Genomic DNA, 23,810 nt, shown 5'->3' with positions numbered 1-23,810 from the left:
CTGAGAGGATGAGGGCCCTCGGTCTTCGGATCGAGATTGCAACCACCACTAGCCCAGTGCGAGATGGGTCCTAGCGTGAGCGAGACCAGACCGTTGGAGCTACCTGTTCCACATTCTCAGGCCAGCGGTAGCGACATCTCGCACCTTTATCCCCCCCCTTTTCGGTATCGAATAACTTGTCAATTGCACCACGTCGCGAAGTGTCTGAATAGCGTGTGGTCTTCTGCGCGTGAATCTGTTGCCCGCGCGAGAATTATGGATTCAATAGCAAGTGCCCAACAACAAGAGGCACGAATGATCAAACTTTACCTGTCCCTCGACCTCGAACAGATCTTCCTGATCCTGATCGTGGCCCGGGTCCTGCAACGACTCCTGTAGGCCGGTAAATCTGCCCGCTGGGAGGGGTTGGGCGTTGTGCCCCACCCCCGGTGGGTCGATCCTTCCTGAGGCTCTGGCGAACTTCCTAGGAGCCTTGGGCGGCCTTGGATCGGGCTAGGTCCATCTTCCAGATCGAAAACCCTTTCTGATGGGCTTGGACAGTGGGATAGCCCAGCCCGCGAACGTCACCCTGTGGGACGATGATCTCGCTTTTCTTCTTGATGTGAGGAATCCGTACCCGGGCCGCGATCAGGCTCGCCATGGTGAGGCGATGGACATAGCTGTTCGAGGTGCTGGCTGGCTCAAGTCCGCCGTTCCATACCCATGCGATGGCTCCAGTGATCAGGTCGGCTGCTTGTAGCATGAGGTCGTTCTTCGACTTCTCCGCCCTTACCACCTCGAATGCATCGTAATCCCCGCCGTGATCCCGCCAGAACTTGTGATTCAGGGTGATCTTCTGCACCTCCGGATCGAACTCGTCTTCGTCCAACGTTGCATGGAACAGCGGTCGATCATGCCCGGTGGTCCTCACGTACGTGTTCAGGTGCGTAAAAACGAGCTTGGCCCTGAGAAGGCTACGTTCCGAGGGACTAACCGCGTCGTTGATCTGAGCCGTTGGAACCACGATGCAACGGTAGCTAAGGCTCGACCACGAATCGAACAAGGCTCCGGCGAAGCGCTTGTTGATATTCAGGTATCGCGTCTCATTCCATTTGATCTCGTGATCGTAGTCGCCAAGCGAATTCTGTAGCTTCTTGAGAATCGCGGGCAATCGACTCTCGCCGCAGATCAGCGAGCCATAGACGAAGTACGCGTGGCCCGTCTTCGAACTGTCGTCTCCAAAGATCAAAGCCCGGCTGGGGTTGACATTCATCGTCGGCAATCCTCGGTCGACTCTCCCAACCAGTTTACCCCGGTCACCTGTGGTTAGTTAGCTTGCTCATCAGAACTAGGTCGCCTCAGCAGAGCTGCGTAGACAGCGCAGCAATCGGGATGATCGACCCTACCCGCAGTGACATAGATCACGTCGCCTTCTTGTAGAGGTGTCTCCCGGCAGAACGCTTCCGGGAGATGGACAAATACCACCTCGATTTCCCCGATGCCCCGAACCGTCACCAGCGCCTCACGGCCGGCTGGAAGAAACGACAGCACCGTCCCTTCAAACGGTACGTTCGGCTTTATCATTTGAGGCTCAATCGAACTTGCCCATCCGAACCTTGTCCCACCATCCCGGCTGAGGCTTGAGGCTCTGAGCGAACCGCAGCAGGAACCGGTAGGGATTCTGGTTCGTGTACGGCCTGCAACTCTCCATCAGGTGCTCAAATCGAATCATGATCTCGACGGACATCCAGTCGGATTCTTCAACCCCGACGCCTGCATTGTGAAACCGCATCGGGAAGTATAGCTGTTCCACGTCCTGCTCTTGTTCATTCGTAAACTCATCGTCTTCGGGCTGTTGGTCCGACTCCGGCGGTGGCTCCTCATTGTGGGGATCGATGCTCGGGTAGGGCGATATCGAATCAAGGACTTGAGCCGCCTCCTGCACCCCCTCGTAACACTGGTATGGAAACTTAAAGGCATCTGAAATTTCCTCCGACAGATAGATTTCCGCTTGGATCGCCACCTGTACGGCATCTGCACGGACTCGAACCCACTCCTCCTGTAGATCCTCCGGTATCCGGTACGACCATTGTCGTAGCATCAAATAGTACGAATAAGGGCTCCTCGGATTCCACTTCGCCTTGAACTCGTCGAACCCTTCATAGCGATTCCGATTCCTTGTCCGCTTCAACAACGATGCCATCCCTACGTACTTGACCAAGACCTCTTCGGCGATCTCGAACCGGCGCTTGTCGATCAACTGTAATCGCCAAGCCAGCAAACCGAGCGTAAACAGGATGAAGGTGATGAACGGGCTGATAATGCTCATCTCACGATTCTAGCGCGCCGCTTCAACCTCTCCTAGTTGTCCGGCTCAATGGGAGCCTCCGCGCTCGCTCGCTTGCCTCCTCCGGTCGGAACGCTTCATCGTCACTCGCCTTTCGCCCGTCCTGATCGGTCCCGGACCTCACCAGACCTGATCGCGGATCGATGATGGATCGAAGACCCTGCTGATCGATCAGGCTATACGGTCAAATATGGGCCGCTAATCGATGTTCCAATAACTATGTGCGGTAATGGAGATTATGCGATCACGAGCCAGTCAATTCCGCGAAGTGCTAACCCGCTTGAAACTCAAATATTTCCCCAGTTTTGTTACGCCTCTCGACCAACCTATCTTTCGGATCATGAAAGGGCCCGCTGTTGCGGGCCCTTCTTTTGTTGGAGGATGCGCGCCGCAAAACCTTCTGAGGAAACCGACATGGGCTGGATGGACGAAGCGATGGAGACCCTGCGGCCCTGGATCGGGCGGGTGCGCACGGTCGAGGACGATATCGGCATGATGGCCGTCCGCCGCGTCGCCGCGACCTTCGACGTCGATCCCGAGTCGATCACGCGCGGCCAGGAGCTGCCGCCGCACTGGTTCACCGTCTTCTTCGCCGAGACCGTCCGCCAGGGTGAACTTGGACCCGACGGCCATCCCAACAAGGGCATCGTCCTGCCCCCGATCCCGATGCCGCGCCGCATGGGCGCCGGCCGCCGGGTCGAGATCATGGGCCGCCTCAAGGCGGGCGAGCCCGCGCTGAAGAAGGCCGAGGTGGCGAACATCGTCCCCAAGACCGGCCGCTCGGGCGACATCTTCGTGCTGACGATGCGCCACACGATCGAACAGGGCGGCAGGACGATCGCCTCCGACACGTTCGACGCGATCTACCGCCCCGCCGTCCCGCCGGGCCAGAAGACCACCGCCACCGTGGCCACGCCGGCGCGCACCGACCAGGCCTGGAGCGAGACGACGCCGCTCACCAACACGCTCAACTTTCGCTACGGCGGCATCACCTGGAACGCCCACCGCATCCACTATGACGGCGACTACACGCGCAGCGAGGAAGGCTATCCCGCCATCGTGTCCAACGGCGGCCTGTCGATGCACCTGATGGTGGATGCCGCCCTGAAGCATGCCAAGGGCGAGCTGAAGGGCTACAGCGCCCGTCTCGTCCATCCGCTCTGGGTCGGCGACCTGATCGAGGTCCGCGGCGAGGACCAGAAGGACGGCAAATTGAAGCTCTGGGCCGCCGACAAGAACGGCGTGCTGTGCGGCGAGATGGACCTGGAGTTCGCCCAAGGGAGTCAGGCGTGAGCGGTGGTCCGCTCGCCGGTGTGAAGGTAGTCGACCTGACGACGGTGGTCGTAGGTCCCATCTGCACGCGCACGCTGGCCGACTACGGCGCCGAGGTCATCAAGGTCGAGGCGCCGGGCGGCGACCTCCTGCGCACCATGGCACAGGGCAGCCGCAATCCCGGCATGTCGGGCAAGTTCATCAACTTCAACCGCAACAAGCGGTCGATCGTGCTCGACATCAAGCAGCCGGATGGGCTCGCGGCGCTGCATCGCCTGATCGAGAAGGCCGACGTGTTCGTGAGCAACGTGCGGCCCGAGGCCCTCACCCGCGCCGGGCTCGATCATGCGAGCCTCGCGAAGAAGAACCCGAAGCTGATCCACTGCTCGATCCTGGCCTTCGGCCGCGGCGGCCGCTACTACAACCGCCCCGCCTACGATCCCATCGTGCAGAGCCTGTCCGGCGTCGCCGGCACCCTGGAACGCGCCACCGGCGAGCCGCGCTTCGTGCCCATGGTGATGAGCGATCACACCACGGGCCTGATCGCCGCCCAGTGCATCGGCTTCGCGCTTTATCGCCGCGAGAAGACCGGCGTCGGCGAGGCGATCGACGTGCCCATGCTCGAGAACATGGCCTCGTTCGTGTCGAGCGAGCATCTGGGTGCGGCGACCTTCGATCCGCCGATCGGTCCCAGCGGCGACGGCCGCCTGCTCAGCCCCGACTACCGTCCGCTGCCCACGAAGGACGGCTACATCACCGTCGGGCCCAACACCAACCAGCAGGCCTTCGCCTTCTTCGACGCCATCGGCCGGCCCGAGCTGAAGACCGACCCGCGCTTCGACAGCGCCGCCTCGCGCACGAAGAATGCCGCCGCGTACTTCGTTGTCCGCAAAGAGGGCCTCGCCCAGAAGACGACGGCGGACTGGCTGGAGATCTTCGACCGGCTCGACGTGCCGGCCGCGCGCTACAACACGATCGACGACCTGCTCACCGACCCCCACCTGGCCGATGTCGCCTTCTTCCAGCCCGAGGACCATCCCAGCGAAGGCCGCATCCGCCGTTCGGGCCGCGCCAACACGTTCTCGGGCGGAGAACGCCCGGTCGAGACGCACGCCCCCAAACTCGGCGAGCATACCGCCGAAATCCTCGCCGAAGCCGGATACGGCGAGGCAGAGATCGAGAAGATGCGGACGTCGGGCGCCGTGCGCTGACGAAGGATCGCCCCGCATGCCGATATGATGCAGCGGCTCGGCTGTCACGCCGCCGGGTCAGGCCGCGTAAACGAAACAACCGAAATAACCGAAGCAATCGAAGCGAACCTGCCCGGGGGTCAATGCGGTAATTAAATACCGCGGAGATTGCGTATGAACGTGCTGGATGACCTCGCCACCGACGGGCCGCATCGCCCCTGCGCCCGCACTAGGGTCTTTCCGACAGAGACGGACTCATATCGGACCTTCCAAGAGCACCTCACCCTGAGGAGCGCGACGCAGGAGCGCGTCTCGAAGGGTGGGTACGAGCACTACGTCTGCTGCCCATCCTTCGAGACGGCCCTTCGGGCCTCCTCAGGATGAGGTGGTGGGTGCACTCGATGCGGAAACGCTCTACGCAGGACTTCTTCTGTTCCTGAGATACGCCTGCCACAGCGGTCGCCATTGTTCCTGCGTGACGACAAGCACGACTTCGTCGCAACGTTCGCCATCCTGCCGGCGGATCCACTTTGGAAGTCGTCCCACTTCCTCGTAGCCGTTCTTCCGGGCGTAAGCGAGGCTGCGCTTGTTGTCGTCCATCACGCGTGAGCGGACGGCATACAGATCGAGTGCATTGAAGGCGAAGTCGAGCATCAGCATCTTCGCCTCGCTTCCGTAGCCCTTGCCGAGATGATCCGCTTCGCCGATCGTTGTGCTGGTGGTGGCCGTGCGGTGTGCCCAGTCGACCTCATGCAGGCCGATCCAACCGATCAGTTTGTTGTCCTCGATCGTCACGATGCCGAGGGCGAACTCCGTCGTCGAACCCGACAGCCTGTCCAGCCACTCCTCCTGGGCCTTTTCCATGAGAGGAAAGGCCCGCGCCAGTCGGTACTGGGTTGTTTCCGGGTCATTCATCCAGCGCCGGATTGCCGGGATGTCGGCTCTCTGGAGGGGACGCAACAGTACGTGCTCACCTTTGCGGAAGACGACGTCGCTCATCGAGTCATTCCTTTGTCACCACTCGGAGCTGGTCAGGCGGCGGTCAAGGCCTCAGATCGGCGGCTCACCCTCGATCAGCACACGGTGCATAACCCGTTCCTCGCCCACCGGATAGTCGATCACCACCCGGTGCATGGTGGCGCGGTTGTCCCAGACGACGATGTCGCCCTTGGTCCAGACATGGCCGAAATGATGCTGTGGCTTGCGCGCCTCGTCAGCCAGTTCGTCGAGCAGGGCATCGCTCTCGGCCCGCTGCAGCCCGACGATGCGATCGAGGCGGTTGGGGTTGAGATAGAGCGCTTTGCGCCCCGTGACGGGATGGGTCCGCACCAGCGGATGCTCGACGTCCGGAGTCTCGGCAATCTCCTCCGGCGTGCGCGGCGAGGGCCGGTTGCGGGCGCGCGGCGTGTCGTATCCATGGATGGCCTTCATGCCGTCGATCCGCTTGCGCGTCGCCTCCGGCAAGGCTTCGAACACCGAGTGCATGTTGCAGAACCAGGTCGAGCCGCCGTGGCTCGGAATCTCGATACTGTGCAGCAACGTCGCCTTGGCGGGCACGGCGAAATAGGAATCGTCGGTGTGCCAGTCCTCCGCACGGATCGCCGTCTTGTCGGTCGTGCCATCGGCCATCAGGGTGCTCACCATGACCGACACGTCGGGCACGGCGCCGCTGCGCTTGTAGCGCAGCAGCTGCCTCTGCGGCGCGCCGAAGGCCTTGGAGAACTCTCGCGTCTGTTCCGGCGTCATCGGATCGCCCGGGATCACGACCAGCAGATGCTCGGCCAGCGCCTGGTTCAGCATCGCAGACATCGCGGGCTCGTTCGCGGTGGCGCGATCCAGCCCCTCGATCCGCGCGCCCAGGGCGGCTTCGTTGGGAACGACTTGCGGCATGGTCCTGCGACTCCCGTCCGTTCACTGCGTCGAGCAAGCCTAACGCAGGAACGGCCGACCGCACAAAGGCGCGAGCCGGAGAGCGAAAGGCGCCCTACTCGGCCTTGAAGTTCAGTTCCTTGGTCAGCGTGCCGAAGCGGCGATAGTCGCTCTTGAGCAGCGTATCGAGGTCCTGGGCCGTGCCACCGACGGGTCGCATCGCCACGCCCGCGTAGATCTCCCGCAGCCGCGGATCGCGCAGCGCGGTGTTCACCTCGGCATTGAGCCGCTCGAGGATGGCAGGCGGCACCTTGGCCGGCGCCAGCAGCGCCATCCACTGATCGACGACGACGTCGTAACCCAGCTCCTTCAACGTCGGCACGTCGGGCAGAGCCGGCGATCGCTCCGCGGTGGTGACGGCCAGGATGCGGATCCGCCCCGCCTTCTGATAGGGGATCAGCGGCGCGATCCCCAGCACCGCGAGCTGGACCTGACCGGCCAGGAGATCGTTCACCGCCTGGCCGCCGCCGCGATACGGCACGTGCAGCATCTTGAGGCCGGAGACGCGGGCGAACCATTCGCCGGCAAAGTTCTGCGACGAGCCGATGCCCGAGGTGGCGTAGCCGATCGGCTCGCGCTTCGTGCGGCCCAGTTCGACAAGCTGCTGCAGCGTGGTGACGCCGAGCGACGGATGCACCGCGATCACCAGCGGCTGCGACGAGAGCTGAGCGATCGGCGCGAAGTCCCGGATCGGATCGTAGTTGGGCGGCGGATCGAGATGCGGCTGCAGGCCGAGACTGTCGGTGCCCGCGAGCAGGGTGTAGCCATCGGGCGCCGCCTTGGCCGCGAAATCGTAGCCAATGCGGCCGGCCGCGCCGGGCTTGTTCTCGACCACGACGGAGACGCCGAGCTGCTGCGACAGCCGTTCCGCCAGCGGCCGGACCGCCGTGTCCGTGGTCCCTCCCGACGGAAACGGCACGACGATGCGGATCGGCTTGCTCGGCCAGTCCTGCGCCGCGGCGGCGAAGGCCGACAGCGCGAGGCAGCCCGCGAGGAACGGCAGGAGCGCGCGTCTCATGTGCCCGCCTTCCCGCCCGGCACGAACGCGTCCGGCGCGCCGGGCGGAATCGGCGGATGGGCCTTGAGACTGTCCTGGAACGATTCGATCAGGCGGCGGATCGGCCCGCGCACCCACCCTTCGTCCATGTTCGCGTCGGTCTCCTCCTTCGGATCCTTCACGAGATTGAACAGATAGGGCGTCTCCAGCTTGATCGGTCCTTCGTTTGGCTCGACCTCCCACATGAGATGCATCTTCCAGTCGCGCCATTTGACGGCCCGCAGCTCGGTCTTGATGTAGTAGGGAAAACCGTCGCGTGCGGATTTCGGCTGCTCGCCCAGCAGGAAGCCCAGCTGGTCGATGCCGTCGATCGGCCGGTCCGCCGGCAGCGTGGCGCCGGCGACCTTCGCCAATGTCGGATAAAGATCGGTGATGTGCAGCACGTCCGTGGTGCGGCGCGGCGCGATGCGGCCCGGCCAACGCAGGATGAAGGGAACGCGAAGCCCGCCCTCCATGGCCGTGTGATAGGTTCCGCGCCAAGGGCCCGCGGTGCCGCGCCAGGGCCGCCGGAATTCCGGCCCGTTGTCGCTGCCGAACAGCACGAGCGTGTCCTCGCGCAGGCCCAGCCGGTCGATTGCATCCAGCATCTGCCCCACGCGATGGTCCATCTCGGCCATCGCATCGGCGAAGTCGCCCGCACCGGTGCGGCCGGCGAAGTCGGGATGCGGCAAGGTCGGAAAGTGCAGTTGCGTCAACGGCACATAGGCGAAGAACGGCTGGCCGGCGGCCGACTGGCGCTCCATGAAATCGATCGTCCGGCGCGTGATCTCCCCGTCGATGAGGCGCCGCTGCTCGAGGTCGTAGACTGCGAGGTCGCGCGCCGGCGCGCCCTTCACGCCCTCCATCACATAGGGCATCGGCACGATCGTCGGATCGAAGCCCGGCGCCGCCGTGAACATCGCCTCGTTGGAGGTGCGTGGAATGCCGTACCATTCGTCGAAGCCGCGATCCTTGGGCAGGCGCCCTTCCCGGTCGCCCAGATGCCATTTGCCGAAGCAGGCGGTCGCGTAGCCGGCGTCCTGCAGCAGCTGGCCGATTGTGATCTCCCAAGGGATCAGACCCTGGGGCAGGCCGGCCGGCACCGACTGCATCGCCCCGGTGCGGATCGGGTGCCGCCCGGTCATCAGCGCCGAGCGGGTCGGCACGCAGTCGCTCTCGACATTGAAGTTGAGGCAGGTCAGGCCTTCTTCCGCCAACGCGTCGATGCGCGGCGTCGGAGCTCCGCGCAGCACGCCGCCGCCGTAGCAGCCGAGTTCGCCCCATCCGAGATTGTCGGCGAGGATCAGCAGGATGTTGGGTTGGCGAACGGTCACGGGGCACGCTCCTTCTCAAGGATGCCCGAAGAGTGACAGCCGACGGCTCTTGTATAAAATGCAAACAGCGGACGGGTTGTTGCGATATCCGCAAGAGGTGTCGGTGAAACTTCAGGCGCTGCGGCTCTTCCTGCGGATCATGGAGCTGGGAAGCCTCGGCACCGCCGCCCAGTCGCTGAACATGAGCCAGTCCGCGGCAAGCCGCCTGCTGGCCGGCCTCGAACATGAAACCGGACTGCGGCTCTTCCACCGCGATCGCATGCGCCTCGTGCCGACGACCGAAGGGACCACGTTCTTCGCCGAGGTGCGGCGTGTTCTGGTGGCGATCGACGACCTGCCCCGCGTTGCCCAGCGCGTGGCGGGCGGCACGCGAGCCCGGCTCCGGATCGTGAGCATGCCACGCTTTGCCGCCAGCCTGCTCGCGCCGGCCGTGGCCGATTTCCATCGCCATCACCCGGAGGTCGAGGTCGATGTCGCGATCATTCACCGGCGCGAGCTCGAACTGGCCGTCGCCAACCAATCCTTCGACCTCGGGATCGGCGCCCTGCCGCTCGACAATCCGGGGATCGAGGCACGGCCGCTCATGAGCCTGCCCGCCGTGGTCGTCCTTCCCGCCCGACATCCCCTCGCCCGGCGCAAATCGCTCGGCGTCCGCGATCTCGCCGCCGAGACCCTGGTGGTGCTCGGGCCCGGCACACAGCTGCGCCATGACGTGGAGACCATGTTCGCGGCCGAAGGCGTCGCCATTCGTCCGAGCATCGTCGTCGACTCGCTCGAATTCGCCTGCCGTCTCGTCGCCCAGGGCGCCGGTGTCGCCATTGCCGATCCGCTCACGCCGGCAGCCCTGGGTGCGGGCCGGCTCGCCCTGGTGCCGTGGCGTCCACGGACGCTGTTCAACGTCGGCGTGCTCCTGTCGGCGCTGATGCCGCCCTCGCATTCGGTCGAGCAATTTCTGGAAGCCCTGCGGCGCGCGGCCAAGGAAGCCGGCGCCCGCCTCGGCTCCGCGTAGCTAGCGGGCCAAGAGGCCGGCCATCAGGTCAGAGAGCCAGCGGTGCAGGCGCTGCACCATGGCCTTCGTCTTCTGCCAGGCCGGCAACGACTCGACGAAGGCATAGAGTCTGTCGCGCCATTTGAAGACCCAGGTTTCGGAGGCGAGGAACCAGGGCATCGTCACCAGGGTGGGGCGCAGGATCTTGTAGAGACGCGCGACCAGGGCCGTCGCCAGCACCTTGCCGAGCAGGATGCTGGCCGTCGCCAGGGCGAACTTGCCATGCAGGGCGAAGCCGAAGGCGGCCAGCTTGATCGGCAGCACCAGCGTAGAAGGCGCGACGAAGGCGATCAGGGCTCCCCAGGGCGGCAGGCGCGCGAACCAGGCTTCGAGCCGGGCGACCGGCGGCCACTTGGCGAACGCCGCCATCGCGACGCCCAGGTAGTGCAGCAGCACGTCCTCGATGAAGACGATCGCTGCCGCCAGGGGCATCAGCAGCAGTTCCAGGCCGCGCTTGAGGTGACGTTTCATCGCGTCGCCATCCAAACCACACAAAATGTCATTATGGTGTTTACCATGTTCACCCGCCGCACGTTCGCCGGCCTCATGGGTGCCGCCTCGCTGGCCCCCGCCGCCTCCCGGGCGCAACCCGCAACGCCCCTGTCGCGCATTGCCTTCGGCTCGTGCGCAAAGCAGACCCTGCCGCAGCCGATCTGGGAGCCCATCCTCGCCTACCGGCCGGACCTCTTCATCTTTGCCGGCGATAATGTCTATGGCGACTTCCATGCGCCGGATGCAGCGGATCTGAAGCGGGCCTACGAGGAAGCCCGGCACATCGCGGGCTATACGAAGTTGCTCGAGACGGTCCCGCATCTCGCCGTCTGGGACGATCACGATTACGGCGTCAACGACGGTGGCGTGGAATTTGCCCACAAAGGTCTGTCGAAGGACCTGTTCCTCGAGTTCTGGAAGGCCCCGGCGAACGACATCCGCCGCACCCGTGGGGGCATCTACGATTCACGCATCATCGGCCCGCCGGGCAAGCGCGTGCAGGTCATCCTGCTCGACGTGCGCTGGTTCCGCTCGCCGCTCAAGATCACGGACCAACGCGGCGCGCCGGGCAAGCAGCGCTACCTGCCCGACCCCGATCCGGCGAAGACGATGCTGGGCGCCGAGCAGTGGGCTTGGCTGGCCGCCGAACTGCGCAAGCCGGCCGAACTGCGCCTGATCGTGTCGAGCACGCAGGTCCTGGCCGAAGGCCATGGCTGGGAGCGCTGGGGCAACCTGCCGCTGGAGAAGCAGAAGCTCCTCGACACGATTCGCGAGAGTGGCGCCAAGGGCGTCGTCTTCCTGTCAGGCGATCGTCACATCGGCGCGCTCTATCGCGAGACTCCCGACGGTCTCTATCCGCTGTACGAGGCCACTTCGAGCGGCCTCAACATGGTCTACTGGGCGGCCAAGGAGCCCGGCCCCAACCGCCTCGGCCCGCTCTTCGCCGCCGCTAATTTCGGCGTGGTCGAAATCGACTGGTCGGCTCGCACGCTCCTGCTCGCACTGCGCGATGAAGGCGGCGACACGCGGCGGGCGGTCGATGTCAGCTTCAGCGCTCTGGGCATTGCCACCTGATTGCCCAGATTGAGTCGAGGGATGACCACCCCCAGCAGTGCGTAACCGGGAACATGGCGATGTCCACCGCCCGTCTCCAAAGGATGCTGCATGAACTCGGTGAAAGCCCTCACCTCGATCCCTCTCCTCGCGCTGGCGATCTCCGGTACCGCGGTCTTCGCACAGGACGGTGCGCCTCCTCCCTCCCGTCAGACATCGACCGGTGCCTCCTCCAGTCGGCCAGAAGGACCACCGCCGCAGGGACGGCCCGGCGCGAAACCTGGCAGTGACGGAGCGCAAAGGCCTTCCAACGGGCGCCCGCTACCCGACTCGGCCTACATGGGTCAGCACGGCCAACCACCAAAGCCGATGAACGGGCTGCCAAGCGACCAGGAAAGGACCCCTTCCCGGCAACACCCGCCAGCGTCATCGAGTGCCGTGAACCCCGGCTGACCTCACAAAAAAAGAAGGGCCGCCCTGCGGCGGCCCTTCGTACGTTGTCTCTACAGGTGGTTACTGCGGCTGGACGCCAGCCGCCTTGATGGCGGGCACCCACTTGTCGATCGAGGCCTTGAGCTGGGCGCGCAGCGCTTCGGGCGTCGCGTCCTTCGGCTCGGGCAGATCGACCGCCTGGTCGATCAGGCGCGCGCGCACCTTCTCGTCGCTGAGCGCGGTGACCAGCGCCTTGTTCAGCGTGTCGATGACGTTCTTCGGCGTGCCCTTGGCCACGAAGAAGCCGTTCCAGATCGTGACCTCGTAGCCCTTGAGGCCCGACTCGTCGATCGTCGGGACGTTCGGCAGCTGCGGCAGGCGCTTCAGCGTGCTGACGCCCAGCGCCTTGATGTTGCCGCCCTGAATCTGCGGCAGCACGTTCACCGCCTGGTCGACCATGTAATCGAACTGGCCGCTCACGAGATCGTTCAACGCCGGCCCGGTTCCCTTGTAGGGAATCTCCAGCACGTCGACCTTCATCATGCTGTTCAGCATCAGGCCGCCGAGATGCGAGGCGGCGCCGATGCCGGCCATGCCGTACTGCGCCTTCTTCTGGTTGGCCTTCACATAGGCCTCGAATTCCTTGAAGTCCTTGGCCGGCAGGTCCTTCTTGGTGACCAGCACCATCGGGTTCGTGCCGCCGAGACCGACCGGCTCGAGGTCCTTCTGGCTGTCGTAGGGCAGCGTCTTGTAGAGCGCGATGTTCACCGCGAGGGTACCCATGTGCGTGAACAGCACCGTGTAGCCGTCGGGCGTCGCCTTGGCGGCCTTGTTGACACCGATCGTGCCGCCGGCGCCGCCGACATTCTCGACGATCATCGTCTGGCCCAGTGCCTCGCCCATGCGGGCGGTGAGCACGCGGGCCAGGGCATCGGTCGGGCCGCCGGCCGCGAACGGCACGATGACCGTGATCGGCTTCGTCGGATAGGCCGTCTGGGCCATGGCGCCCAGGGGTGCGGCCGCCAGCGCAACGGCGGCGGCGGTGGTCAGCAGGTTGCGTCTCTTCACAGGGTTACCTCCCAAGAATCACTATAATGCGGCTGCTACACCGTCTTCACGAGCTCTGCAATGGCTGCACCCACCGTCTTGGTGTCGCCGTTGCCGCCGAGATCCTTGGTGCGGGGCCCGCCCTCGACCAGCGACGCCGCGATGGCGCGCTCGATCGCTTCCGCCGCCTCCGGATAACCGAGGTGCCGCACCATCATGGCGCCCGACCAGATCTGGCCGATCGGGTTGGCAATGCCCTTGCCCGCAATGTCGGGCGCCGAACCGTGGACCGGCTCGAACATCGACGGGTACTTGCGCTCGGGATTGATGTTGCCCGACGGCGCCACGCCGATCGAACCGGTCAGGGCCGGGCCGAGGTCGGAGAGGATGTCGCCGAACAGGTTGGAGCCGACCACCACGTCGAACCAGTCCGGGTTGCGCACGAAATGCGCCGTCAGGATGTCGATGTGATACTGGTCGGCCTTGATGTCCGGGTACTTCTTGCGCATCACCTCGAAGCGCTCGTCCCAGAATGGCATCGTGTGGATGATGCCGTTCGACTTGGTGGCCGAGGTCACGTGCTTCTTCTTCGTCGTGCTGGCGAAGTCGAAGGCAAACTTGAGGATCCGATCGACGCCCTTGCGCGTGAAGATGGACTGTTGAATGGCCATCTCGTCGTCGGTGCCCTGGAACATGCGGCCGCCGATCGAGCTGTACTCGCCCTCGGTGTTCTCGCGCACGACCCAGAAGTCGATCTCGCCCGGCTTGCGGTTGGCGAGCGGCGACGGCACGCCCTCGAACAGGCGCACCGGACGCAGGTTGACATACTCGTCGAAGTCGCGACGGATCGGGATCAGCAGGCCCCACAGCGACACATGGTCGGGCACGCCCGGCCAGCCGACGGCGCCCAGGAAGATGCTCTCGAAGGCCTTGAGCTGCTCCATGCCGTCGTCCGGCATCATCTTGCCGGTCTTCACCAGACGATCGCACGACCAGTCGAAGTCGGTGAACTCGAGCTCGAAGTTGAAACGCCGCGCCGCGGCCTCCAGGACCTTCACGCCTTCCGGCAGAACTTCCTTGCCGATTCCGTCTCCCGGAATGAGCGCGATCTTGTGCTTGGCCATCATAATCCTCCCGAACCGCGGGGAACGTAGCAGCGCGACCTTGCCATGCAAGCACGGCATTGCCCCTGCGACGCACCCGCGCCAATATGAACAAGCGTTTACCCCGGAGTGGCCATGACCTACGACCTCAAGATTACCGGCGGCACCATCGTCGACGGCACCGGAAAGCCGGGCTTCGTCGGCGATGTCGGCATCAAGGACGGCAAGGTCGTCGCGCTCGGCAAGGTCGAGGGGCCGGCCGCACAGACGATCGACGCCACGGGCAAGGTCGTCGCACCGGGCTTCGTCGACGTGCACACGCATTACGACGCCCAGATCCTGTGGGACCGGATGCTGACCATCTCGCCCTGGCATGGCGTCACCACGACGGTGATCGGCAATTGCGGCTTCGGCGTCGCACCGAGCCGGGAAATCCACCGCAAGATGATCATGCAGACCCTGGAAAAGGTCGAGGGCATGAGCCTCGAGGCGCTGGAAGCCGGCCTGGGCACGGACTGGCCGTTCGAGACCTTCCCGCAATATCTCGACGCGCTCGAGAAGCGTGGCTCGGCGATCAACGTGGCGGCCCTGTTCGGCCACACACCGCTGCGCCTCTATGTGATGGGAGAAGAGTCGACGGAGCGCGCCGCGACGGCCGAAGAGGTCGGCGCGATGAAGAAGCTGGTCCACGAGGCGATGGAAGCCGGTGCCATCGGCTTCGGCACCTCCGTCTCGGTCAGCCACAACGGCTATGCCGGCAAGCCGGTGCCCAGCCGCCAGGCGACGCCCGAGGAAATGGATGCCCTGGTCTCGGTCATGGGCGAGATGAAGCGCGGCCTGATGCAGATCACCATCGGCCGCGATTTCTCGACCCGCCATATGGCCGAGGTCAGCCGCAAGTACAATATCCCGGTCACCTGGACCGCCCTGCTCTCTCACCTCTACGGGCCAGGCGGCCATCGCAAGCAGCTCGATCTCGCCGCCGAGCAGCGCAAGTCCGGCGCCATGGTGATCCCGCAGGTGAGCTGCCGGCCGTTGAACTTCGAGGTCACCTTCGCCGAGCCGTTCATCTTCGACGTGATGCCGTTCATGAACGAGCTGGCGAAAGCCGACGCCAAGGATCCCGGCGCCCGCCGCCGCGCCTATGCCGATCCGGCCTGGCGCGAGAAGCTGCGCAGCGAGGTCACGCCGCTCTTCCAGAAATGGTGGGACCGCGTGGTCATCTCGTGGTCGCCCTCGCATCGCGAGCTCGAAGAGATGCCGCTGGCCGTCGCGGCCGCCCGACTGGGCAAGGATCCGGTCGATCTCGCCCTGGACATCTCGCTGGCGGACGACCTGAAGACGCGCTTCCGCATGGCCGTCATGAACTTCGACGAAAAGGAAGTGGCCGAACTGATCACCGATCCCAACACGATCATCGCCCTCTCCGACGCCGGCGCCCATGCCAGCCAGCTCTGCGACGCCTGCTACTCGACCCACCTGCTCGGCCACTGGGTGCGTGATCGCAAGGTCTTCACGCTCGAGGAGGCGGTGCACAATCTCACCCAGCGTCCGGCCGAGATGTTCGGCATCAGCGATCGCGGCGTGCTGGCCGAGGGCCGGCCGGCCGACGTCGTCGTCTTCGATGCGAAGACCGTGAGCCCCGGCCCGCTGAAGCGGGTCTACGACATGCCCGCGGGCGCCGACCGCCTCGTCTCCGAAGCGAGCGGCATCGACGCCGTGATCGTCAACGGCAAGGTCATCCGCCAGAACAACAAGGATACCGTCGCGGCCGACGACAAGCTGCCCGGTCGTCTGCTAAGACACGGCCGCGCCGCTTAAGGCCACGAAGACGCTCACGAGGGAGAAAATCATGATCCACGTCATCGCCATCATCACGGCCAAGCCCGGCAAGCGCGACGAAGTCCTCAAGAACTTCAAGGACAACGTCCCGGCCGTCCACGCCGAAAAGGGCTGCATCGAGTACGGCGCGGCTGTCGACACCGATGGCGGTCCGTTCGCCAAGTTCGGTCCGGACACGTTCGTGGTCATCGAAAAGTGGGAGAGCATGGACCACCTCAAGGCCCACGGCGCGTCGGAGCACATGAAGGCCTATGCGGCCAAGAACAAGGACCTGCTCGCCGATCGCGCCGTCCACGTGCTGCAGAACGCTTGATCCCCGTCACTGAAACGGACGTCGCCGCGTACGAGCGCGACGGCGTCGTCTGCCTGCGCGGCGCCTTCGATGCCGTGTGGGTTGGAATCCTGTGCGAGGCGGTCGAGCGAAACCTCATCAAGCCGGGGCCCCACGCAACCAACTTCGCGGAAGGCAGCTCGTCGGGCAAATTCTTCGGCGACATGTTCATGTGGCAGCGGGACAACGATTTCCGGCTTGCTGCCACCGCTTCGCCGGCCGGCGAAATCGCCGCTGCACTCATGCAGTCGGAGAAGGTCGACTTCTTCTACGACCAGCTCTTCGTGAAGGAGCCCGGCACGGCGCATCCCACGCCGTGGCACCAGGACCAGCCCTACTGGCCCGTCACGGGCCGGCAGATCACATCGGTCTGGATCGCCCTCGACGATATCGACCACAGCAACGGCGCGGTCGAATTCATCGCCGGCTCGCATCGCTGGGGAATCAACTACCGGCCGACGCCCTTCCGCAAGGGCCACGAGGCCAAGTTCACGGCGAGCGACCTCGTTCAGATCCCCGACATCGATGCCGACCGCAGCAAGTACGACATCCGGTCCTGGACGATGGAGCCCGGCGACTGCCTGGTCTTCCACGCGATGATCGTTCACGGCGCGCCGGGCAACGACACGCCGGGCGCGCGGCGCCGCGGCCTGTCGCTGCGCTACACCGGCGACGATGCCCGCTACGATCCGCGGCCAGGGACCTTCCAGTTCCCCCACACGCCCGATCTTGCCGCCGGCGCGCCGATGACCTGCGACCTCTTCCCGAGAGTCTGGCCGAGGCGGTAGAGCTCTAAAGAATCTTCCGTCGTCTCGACCGGAGCGCCGAAGGCGCGAACTGGAGAGACCTTGCCTCCACGATTTGCCGGCTTGTGATGGAGACAAGGCCTCTCCACTTCGCCGCGCTATGCGCGGCTGCGGTCGAGGCGACGGGTTTTGTTTTCAATTCGACCCGACTTCATCCCGCGCTAGTCTTCAATTCGATTCCCTGAGGGCAGGTTCAATGGAAGAGCGCGGCGTCGATCAGATCACCGAGGTCACCAATACGTCATGGTTCGCCCGCCTCGGGCAGGCGATCGTCGGGGTCCTCATCGGGTTCATTTTCATCGTCGTGTCGATCGGTGTGCTGTTCTGGAACGAGGGCCGTGCGATCCACACGGCGCAGGGCCTGCAGGAAGGCGCCGGCATCGTGCGCAGCGTGCCCGCCGATCGGGTCGATCCGGCGAACGACGGCCGGCTGATCCATGTGAGCGGCATGCTCTCGACCGGTGGCCCGGTATCCGATCCAGACTTTGCGGTCCGGGTAGAGGGCGTGCGGCTCGTGCGCCATGTCGAGGTCTATCAGTGGAAGGAAGAGAGCCACAGCGAGACCCGCACGAAGTTCGGCGGCGGAGAGGAGCGCACCACGACCTACAAGTATGTGCGCACCTGGTCGGACAAGCCCATCGACTCCGACCGCTTCAGGGAGCCGCGCGGCCATACAAATCCGGTCATGACCTACCAGTCGCGCGACCTGGTCGCCCCCGGCACGCGGCTGGGCGCCTTCGCCGTCCCTCAGGCCCTGCTGCGCGGTTTCGGCGAGCCTCGCCGGCTCGCGGCGACAGACACCCAAGTCAATGCCCTGCAGAACCGCGTCACCAAACCGGTCACGGCGAACGACGGCATTCTCTATGTCGGCCGAGATCCGTCGGAGCCGGCAATCGGCGACATGCGCATCTCCTTCGCGGAAGTGCCCCTGCAGACCGCCAGCGTGGTCGCGGCCCAGGCCGGATCCGGCTTCGCGCCCTTCCCCACCCGTACCGGCACGACCGTCGAGCTGATCGCCGCCGGCACCGTCCCCGCCAAGATCATGTTCGAGCATGCCGAGGAGGAGAACGTCACCATGACGTGGGTGCTGCGCCTGATCGGCGTGATCTTCATGCTGATCGGGTTCAACTTCGTGCTGCGCCCGCTGGCCGTCGCCGGCAGCGTCATTCCGCTTCTGGGCGACGTGATCGGTGCGGGGACGTTCCTCGTTGCGCTGGTGTGCACGGTGGCCATCGCACCGATCGTGATCGCGTTCGGATGGTTGTGGTACCGGCCGCTGATCGGGATCGGGGTGTTGGTGCTCGGCGCGGCAGCCACGTGGGGCCTCATTCGGCTGATGCAGACGCGGGCGGCGGCGAAGAAGGCTGCGCAGCCCTTGGCCTGATCGTCAGTCGCCCCGGATGATGCCCTTCATCACGATGTCGAGCATGCCGGTGCCCAGCAGGTCGCGATTGGACCACGGGAAGTCGGCTTTCAGGATCAGGGCCGAGACGACGCCGTGCATGGCCATCCAGCAGAGCTCCGCGCAGGTGTCCGCCGGGTAATTGAGCTTGAGGCCTGCCCCCTCGGCCTCGGCCAGGATGCCTACGAGCCGCTGAAACACGAGGGCGCCGCCGATACCGGGACGGGTCGGATCGTCCGTCGGCATGCGATGCCCGAGCTTGCGGACCGATTCCGGAATGTTCGTGCCCAGGAAGATCAGCTTGTATTCGTCAGGATGGGCCAGGCCGAACTTCAGGTACGCCTCACCGAACCGCCGGATGCGCTCGCGCGGATCGCTGACGGTGCTCTCGATCTCAGCGATGCTCTCGATCAGATACCCGAAGGTCTGATCGCAGAGCGCCAGCATCATTTGTTCCTTGTCGGGAAAATAGAGATAGAGCGCCGGCGCCGACACGCCGACGCGGTCGGCGATCCGCCGGATCGTCGTGGCCTCGTAACCCTGCTCCAGGAACAGTTCCTTGGCGGCCTGGAGAATCTCCTCGCGGCGGGTATGTCCCTCGCCGCGCTTCTTCCGGCCGCCCGTCGCCGCTGTCGAAAAAGCGCTCACCGGGGTTCTCCTACCCTTGACTATTATATTAACGCAGATAACTTATCAACGGTAAGTTAACGACGTTTATTCTTGAGTGCATTGTAAACGTCCGAAGGAAGCCCCGCCATGCGTCTCCCCAACGTTCAGCTTCTCCGCAAGTTTCCCGTGAAGCTCGTTGTCATCGGTGCGGCCGGTGTGGCGCTGGCAGGCGGCGCCTTCGCAGCCTACTCGTTCACCAAGACTCACGGCGCCTCCGTGGCCAGCGCCGAGCCGGTCATCCGGCCGGCACGGGTTGCGGAAATCTCCTACAGGACGCAGGGCCAGACGTTGCTCCTGGCCGGTACGGTGGTCCCGCGCATCGAGAGTACGCTGGGTTTCCGGGTCGCAGGCAAGATCATCCAGCGTTCGGTCGATCTCGGCGCGGTCGTAAAGCCGGGCGACATCATCGCCAGCCTCGATCCGGCCGACTATCAGCTTGCCGTAGACAATGCGCGCGCGGCGCTCGCATCGGCCGAAGCCGACTATGTGCGCGCCAAGGCGGACCACGAACGTTATCTCAATCTGCGCGGCAGCATGGCGTTCGTGCCCCAGACACTCGACCAGCGGCAGTCGCTGGCCTCAACCGCCCTCGCCCGCGTCGACCAGGCCAGGAGCCAGCTCTCCTCGGCGGAAAACAACCTCGCCTACACGGTGCTGCGCGCCGATGCCGCCGGCGTCGTCACGGCCGTCCAGGCCGAGGTGGGCCAGGTCATGGCGCAGGGCCAGGGCGTCGTCCGGCTCGCTCGACTGGACGAGTTGGAGATCGTGGTCGGTGTCCCCGAGCATCGCCTCAAGGTCGTGCGCGAAAACCCGACCGCCACTTTCGAACTGTGGTCCGATCCCGGCCGGCATCATGCCGCGAAGCTGCGTGAGCTCTCGCCCAGCGCCGATCCGGTAACCCGCACCTATGCCGCGCGCTTCAGCGTCCTCGAGCCGCCGGAGTTCATCGGACTGGGCATGACCGCGACCCTGGGCTTCGAGCGGCCCGATCGCACACCCGTCGCCGAAGTGCCGCTCTCCGCGATCTTCCAGCGCGGCACGCAGCCCGCCGTCTGGGTGGTCGACCGCAACACCGGCACGGTCGAACTGCGCCCCGTCACCATCGCGCGCTGGCGCGACGACACGGCCGCGATCCTTTCGGGCGTGAAGGAGGGCGAGCTGATCGCCACCGCGGGCGTGCACAAGCTCGAGACCGGTCAGAAGGTGAAGCCGCTTCTGCCTCAGCAGCAGGCGGCCCGCTAACGGCCTCGATCGGCGGGGAGACGACCCATGAACACGCGCACCAACCTCTCGGCCCTGGCGCTGAAGTACAGCACGCTCACCGTGTTCTTCATGATCGCGCTGACCCTGGCGGGCTTCTACGCCTTCTTCAATCTGGGCCGCGCCGAGGATCCTCCCTTCACCATCAAGCAGATGGTCGTGTCGGCCGCCTGGCCCGGCGCCACCGCGCGCGAGGTCGAGCAGCAGGTCACCGAGAAGATCGAGACGAAGCTTCAGGAACTGCCCTTCTTCTACAACGTCCAGAGCTACACCAAGCCCGGCGAGACGGTGATCTACGTCTCGCTGCGGGACGACACGCCGCCCGGCAGGGTCGCGGACCTCTGGTACCAGGTGCGCAAGAAGGTCGGCGATATCCGGAGCTCGTTGCCGCAGGGCGTGGTCGGCCCGTTCTTCAACGACGAGTACGGCGATACCTACAGCATGATCTGGGCCTTCGAGTCCGACGGCTTCTCGCCGGCTGAGGTCAAGGAGATCGCCAAGGCGGTCCGCCAGCGGCTGCTGCGCGTGCCCGACGTCACCAAGGCCGACCTGTTCGGCCTGCAGGACGAGAAGATCTACATCGAGTTCAGCCACACGCGGCTGGCGCTGCTGGGCGTCCCGGTCGAGCAGATCCTGGACGTGGTGCGCCGCCAGAATGCGATCGTGGCCACCGGCACGGTCGAGACCAAGGGCGAGCGCGTGGCCGTGCGCGTCGACGGCGCGCCGACCTCGGCCGAGCAGCTGATGGCCCTGCCCTTCACCGCCAACGGCCAGACGCTGACCCTGGGCGATGTGGCCGAGATCAGCCGCGGCTACCAGGACCCGCGACAGCTGGCCATGCGCTACAACGGCAAGGCGGTGATCGGCCTGGGCGTCGTCATGGCCCCGGGAGGCAACGTCCAGAAGCTGGGCGCCGCCCTCGACAAGACCATGGAAGAGGTCGAGGCCGGGCTTCCGGTCGGCATCACGGTCCATCGTATCGCCAACCAGCCCGAGGTCGTCACCAAGTCCTTCGAAGAGTTCAGCTCCGCGCTGCTCGAGGCGCTGGCGATCGTGCTGGTGGTCTCCTTCGTCAGCCTCGGCGTCCGCACCGGCGTGATCGTGGCGCTGTCGGTTCCGCTGGTGCTGGCCATCACCTTCGTCGGCATGCTTCTGCTGGGCATCGACTTCCAGCGCATCTCGCTCGGCGCGCTGATCATCGCGCTCGGCCTGCTGGTCGACGACGCCATCATCGCCGTCGAGATGATGATGGTGAAACTCGAACAGGGCGCCAGCCGAATGGAGGCCGCGACCTACGCCTATACCTCCACCGCCTTCCCCATGCTGACGGGCACGCTCGTCACCGCCGTGGGCTTCGTGCCGGTCGGCTTCGCACGCTCCGGCGCCGGCGAATACACCAACTCGATCTTCTGGGTCGTCGGCCTGTCGCTGATCATCTCGTGGTTCGTGGCCGTGCTGTTCACGCCGTGGATGGGCTACCACCTGCTGCCGACGCCCAAGGTCCAGCACCACGATCCGTACAACGGCCGGCTCTACACGCTCTTCCGCACGATCGTCACGTGGTGCGTCACCTGGCGCAAGACGACCATCGCCATCACGGCGTTGGCCTTCGTCGGCTCGATCGCGGCGTTCGGCCTCGTGTCCAAGCAGTTCTTCCCCACCGCCAACCGGCCGGAGCTGATCGTCGACCTCAAGCTGGCGCAGGGCGCCTCGTGGGCCGCGACCGACACCGAGGTGCGCAAGCTCGAGACCTGGCTGGGCAACAGCCCCGACGTCGCCTCCTACACCGCCTATGTCGGCGCCGGCAGCCCGCGCTTCTACCTGCCGACGGTGCCGGAGCTGGCAAACGCCAATTTCGGCCAGGTCATCGTCATGACCAAGGACCTGGTGGCGCGCGAGCGGGTGGTCGCCGCCCTCGACGACCTCTTCAAGAAGGACTTCGAGGCCGTCCGTGCACGCGTGCAGCGGCTTCAGAACGGCCCGCCGGTCAGCTACCCGGTCATGTTCCGCGTGCTGGGCGACGATCCGCAGAAAGTGCGTCAGGTGGCCGAACAGGTCCGGCAGGTGTTCAAGGCCGATCCCGCGACGCGCGACATCAACTTCGACTGGAACGAACTGGCCAAGACCGTGCGCCTCGAGGTCGACCAGGCGAAGGCGCGCGCACTTGGCGTCGATTCGCAGGCGCTGGGCAACACGCTGCAGACCCTGCTGACGGGCATCACCGTCACCCAGTATCGCGAGCGCACCGAGTCGATCGACGTGGTCGCCCGCGCCGTCGCGCCGGAGCGGCTGAGCGTCGAGGGGCTGGAGGCGATCAACATCCGCACCTCGACGGGCGGCGTGGTCTCGCTCGCCCAGTTGGCGACGCTCAAGTTCGAGCTCGAAGAGCCGATCCTGTGGCGGCGCAACAAGGACCTGCTGATGACGGTCCGCGCCGGCGTCGCCGACGGCGTGCAGGGCCCCGACGTGGCCGCCCGCATCGACAAGGCGCTGGCGCCGGTCCGCGCCAGCCTGCCGCCCGGCTACCGCATCGAGGTCGGCGGCGACCAGGAAGAGTCGGCCAAGAGCCAGGCCTCGATCTTCAAGATGATGCCGCTGATGGCCTTCCTGATGATCCTGTTCCTGATGCTGCAGCTGCAGAGCTTCTCCAAGCTGGCGCTGGTGCTTCTCACCGCCCCGCTCGGCCTGATCGGCGTGTCGCTGTTCCTGCTGCTGTTCAACCAGCCGTTCGGCTTCGTCTCGCTGCTGGGCGTGATCGCGCTCGCGGGCATGATCATGCGCAACTCGGTGATCCTGGTGGACCAGATCGACCAGGACATCGAGGCGGGCCATACCAAGTGGGACGCGGTGATCGATGCCACGGTGCGGCGAGCCCGTCCGATCCTGCTGACCGCCGGCACGGCCATCTTCGCCATGATCCCGCTGTCGCGCAGCGTCTTCTGGGGTCCCATGGCCGTCGCGCTGATGGGCGGCCTGCTGGTCGCCACCGCCCTCACCCTGCTCTTCCTGCCGGCGCTCTATGCCGCCTGGTTCAGGGTGAAGAAACCGGAGGCCGCCGCCGAGACGAAGCCGGTCCACCACACTCCGCCCCCGCTCGCGATCGCGGCAGAGTAGCCGCACGCTGGCCTAATAATTACTCCGTCATCTCGACCGAAGCGCCGAAGGCGCGTAGCGGAGAGACCTTCTCTCGACGATTTACCGGCTTTTAGTTGAGGGAAGGTCTCTTGTGTACGGCGCT

Annotated in this window: 20 protein-coding genes; 10 read left to right on the top strand and 10 right to left on the bottom strand. The window is 65.2% G+C overall.

The features are described 5' to 3' along the window. Nucleotides 1-463 precede the first annotated feature (463 nt). Complete coding sequence (locus ACO07I_RS01755) at nt 464-1,252, bottom strand: DUF3800 domain-containing protein (protein WP_422013714.1); 789 nt, start codon at nt 1,250-1,252, stop codon at nt 464-466. 318 nt (nt 1,253-1,570) lie between these two features. Then, on the bottom strand, nt 1,571-2,308 hold the full coding sequence (locus tag ACO07I_RS01750) for a hypothetical protein (protein ID WP_422013712.1): 738 nt from the start codon (nt 2,306-2,308) through the stop codon (nt 1,571-1,573). A 432-nt stretch (nt 2,309-2,740) separates the two neighbouring features. Between ACO07I_RS01750 and ACO07I_RS01745 the strand changes: the two genes are divergently transcribed. Both ACO07I_RS01745 and ACO07I_RS01740 read left to right on the top strand, forming a co-directional pair. After that, nucleotides 2,741-3,619 carry a hypothetical protein gene (locus ACO07I_RS01745; protein ID WP_422013710.1) on the top strand — a complete coding sequence of 293 codons (879 nt, stop codon included), beginning with the start codon at nt 2,741-2,743 and terminating at the stop codon, nt 3,617-3,619. Next, the gene (locus ACO07I_RS01740) at nt 3,616-4,809 is read left to right on the top strand and encodes a CaiB/BaiF CoA transferase family protein (protein WP_422013708.1); all 1,194 of its coding nucleotides are present in this window, start codon (nt 3,616-3,618) and stop codon (nt 4,807-4,809) included. The genes ACO07I_RS01745 and ACO07I_RS01740 overlap by 4 nt, the downstream gene beginning before the upstream one ends. 393 nt (nt 4,810-5,202) lie before the next feature. On the opposite strand, the gene ACO07I_RS01735 is transcribed toward ACO07I_RS01740, so the two are convergent. The 4 genes from ACO07I_RS01735 to ACO07I_RS01720 form a co-directional block, all read right to left on the bottom strand. Continuing rightward, nucleotides 5,203-5,787, bottom strand: a complete 585-nt coding sequence (locus ACO07I_RS01735; RefSeq protein ID WP_422013706.1) for a GNAT family N-acetyltransferase — start codon at nt 5,785-5,787, stop codon at nt 5,203-5,205. A gap of 51 nt (nt 5,788-5,838) precedes the next feature. Continuing rightward, the gene (locus ACO07I_RS01730) at nt 5,839-6,678 is read right to left on the bottom strand and encodes a TauD/TfdA dioxygenase family protein (protein ID WP_422013704.1); all 840 of its coding nucleotides are present in this window, start codon (nt 6,676-6,678) and stop codon (nt 5,839-5,841) included. Nucleotides 6,679-6,772: 94 nt separating this feature from the next. Next, nucleotides 6,773-7,735, bottom strand: a complete 963-nt coding sequence (locus tag ACO07I_RS01725) for a Bug family tripartite tricarboxylate transporter substrate binding protein (RefSeq protein ID WP_422013702.1) — start codon at nt 7,733-7,735, stop codon at nt 6,773-6,775. After that, nucleotides 7,732-9,087, bottom strand: a complete 1,356-nt coding sequence (locus ACO07I_RS01720) for an arylsulfatase (protein WP_422013700.1) — start codon at nt 9,085-9,087, stop codon at nt 7,732-7,734. Before ACO07I_RS01720 ends, ACO07I_RS01725 begins: the two co-directional genes overlap by 4 nt. A gap of 103 nt (nt 9,088-9,190) precedes the next feature. Here ACO07I_RS01720 and ACO07I_RS01715 point away from each other — a divergent pair, with 103 nt between their 5' ends. Further along, nucleotides 9,191-10,096, top strand: coding sequence for a LysR family transcriptional regulator (locus tag ACO07I_RS01715; protein WP_422013698.1), 906 nt, complete (start codon nt 9,191-9,193; stop codon nt 10,094-10,096). On the opposite strand, the gene ACO07I_RS01710 is transcribed toward ACO07I_RS01715, so the two are convergent. Then, entirely contained in the window at nt 10,097-10,606 is a 510-nt protein-coding gene (locus ACO07I_RS01710; protein WP_422013696.1) for a hypothetical protein, read from the bottom strand. Between the two features lie 45 nt (nt 10,607-10,651). On the opposite strand from ACO07I_RS01710, the gene ACO07I_RS01705 reads away from it, so the two are divergent. After that, nucleotides 10,652-11,701 (top strand): alkaline phosphatase D family protein, encoded by a 1,050-nt coding sequence (locus tag ACO07I_RS01705; RefSeq protein ID WP_422013694.1) that lies wholly within the window; start codon nt 10,652-10,654, stop codon nt 11,699-11,701. 492 nt (nt 11,702-12,193) lie between these two features. On the opposite strand, the gene ACO07I_RS01700 is transcribed toward ACO07I_RS01705, so the two are convergent. Both ACO07I_RS01700 and ACO07I_RS01695 read right to left on the bottom strand, forming a co-directional pair. Next, nucleotides 12,194-13,180 carry a tripartite tricarboxylate transporter substrate-binding protein gene (locus ACO07I_RS01700; protein ID WP_422013692.1) on the bottom strand — a complete coding sequence of 329 codons (987 nt, stop codon included), beginning with the start codon at nt 13,178-13,180 and terminating at the stop codon, nt 12,194-12,196. Nucleotides 13,181-13,215: 35 nt separating this feature from the next. Continuing rightward, nucleotides 13,216-14,289 (bottom strand): tartrate dehydrogenase, encoded by a 1,074-nt coding sequence (locus tag ACO07I_RS01695; RefSeq protein ID WP_422018398.1) that lies wholly within the window; start codon nt 14,287-14,289, stop codon nt 13,216-13,218. A gap of 108 nt (nt 14,290-14,397) precedes the next feature. On the opposite strand from ACO07I_RS01695, the gene ACO07I_RS01690 reads away from it, so the two are divergent. The 4 genes from ACO07I_RS01690 (at nt 14,398) to ACO07I_RS01675 (ending at nt 18,625) form a co-directional block, all read left to right on the top strand. Continuing rightward, nucleotides 14,398-16,083, top strand: a complete 1,686-nt coding sequence (locus tag ACO07I_RS01690) for an N-acyl-D-amino-acid deacylase family protein (RefSeq protein WP_422013690.1) — start codon at nt 14,398-14,400, stop codon at nt 16,081-16,083. 31 nt (nt 16,084-16,114) lie between these two features. Beyond that, nucleotides 16,115-16,417: a putative quinol monooxygenase gene (locus ACO07I_RS01685; RefSeq protein WP_422013688.1), complete on the top strand. Its 303-nt coding sequence runs from the start codon at nt 16,115-16,117 to the stop codon at nt 16,415-16,417. Then, nucleotides 16,414-17,223, top strand: coding sequence for a phytanoyl-CoA dioxygenase family protein (locus ACO07I_RS01680; protein ID WP_422013686.1), 810 nt, complete (start codon nt 16,414-16,416; stop codon nt 17,221-17,223). Before ACO07I_RS01685 ends, ACO07I_RS01680 begins: the two co-directional genes overlap by 4 nt. Nucleotides 17,224-17,437: 214 nt before the next feature. Beyond that, nucleotides 17,438-18,625: a TMEM43 family protein gene (locus ACO07I_RS01675; protein WP_422013684.1), complete on the top strand. Its 1,188-nt coding sequence runs from the start codon at nt 17,438-17,440 to the stop codon at nt 18,623-18,625. A 3-nt stretch (nt 18,626-18,628) separates the two neighbouring features. On the opposite strand, the gene ACO07I_RS01670 is transcribed toward ACO07I_RS01675, so the two are convergent. Beyond that, a complete protein-coding gene (locus ACO07I_RS01670; protein ID WP_422013682.1) occupies nt 18,629-19,291 on the bottom strand; it encodes a TetR/AcrR family transcriptional regulator in 663 nt (220 codons plus the stop codon). Nucleotides 19,292-19,399: 108 nt separating this feature from the next. On the opposite strand from ACO07I_RS01670, the gene ACO07I_RS01665 reads away from it, so the two are divergent. Together ACO07I_RS01665 and ACO07I_RS01660 are read left to right on the top strand one after the other, a co-directional pair. Continuing rightward, nucleotides 19,400-20,554 carry an efflux RND transporter periplasmic adaptor subunit gene (locus tag ACO07I_RS01665; protein ID WP_422013680.1) on the top strand — a complete coding sequence of 385 codons (1,155 nt, stop codon included), beginning with the start codon at nt 19,400-19,402 and terminating at the stop codon, nt 20,552-20,554. Between the two features lie 27 nt (nt 20,555-20,581). Continuing rightward, nucleotides 20,582-23,686, top strand: coding sequence for an efflux RND transporter permease subunit (locus ACO07I_RS01660; protein ID WP_422013678.1), 3,105 nt, complete (start codon nt 20,582-20,584; stop codon nt 23,684-23,686). The last annotated feature ends 124 nt before the right edge of the window (nt 23,687-23,810 follow it).

Origin of the sequence: Reyranella sp., assembly GCF_965227665.1 — a bacterium.
GTDB lineage: Bacteria > Pseudomonadota > Alphaproteobacteria > Reyranellales > Reyranellaceae > Reyranella.
Note: the sequence above shows the minus strand (reverse complement) of the source record. Positions and strands in the feature narration are given on the sequence as shown.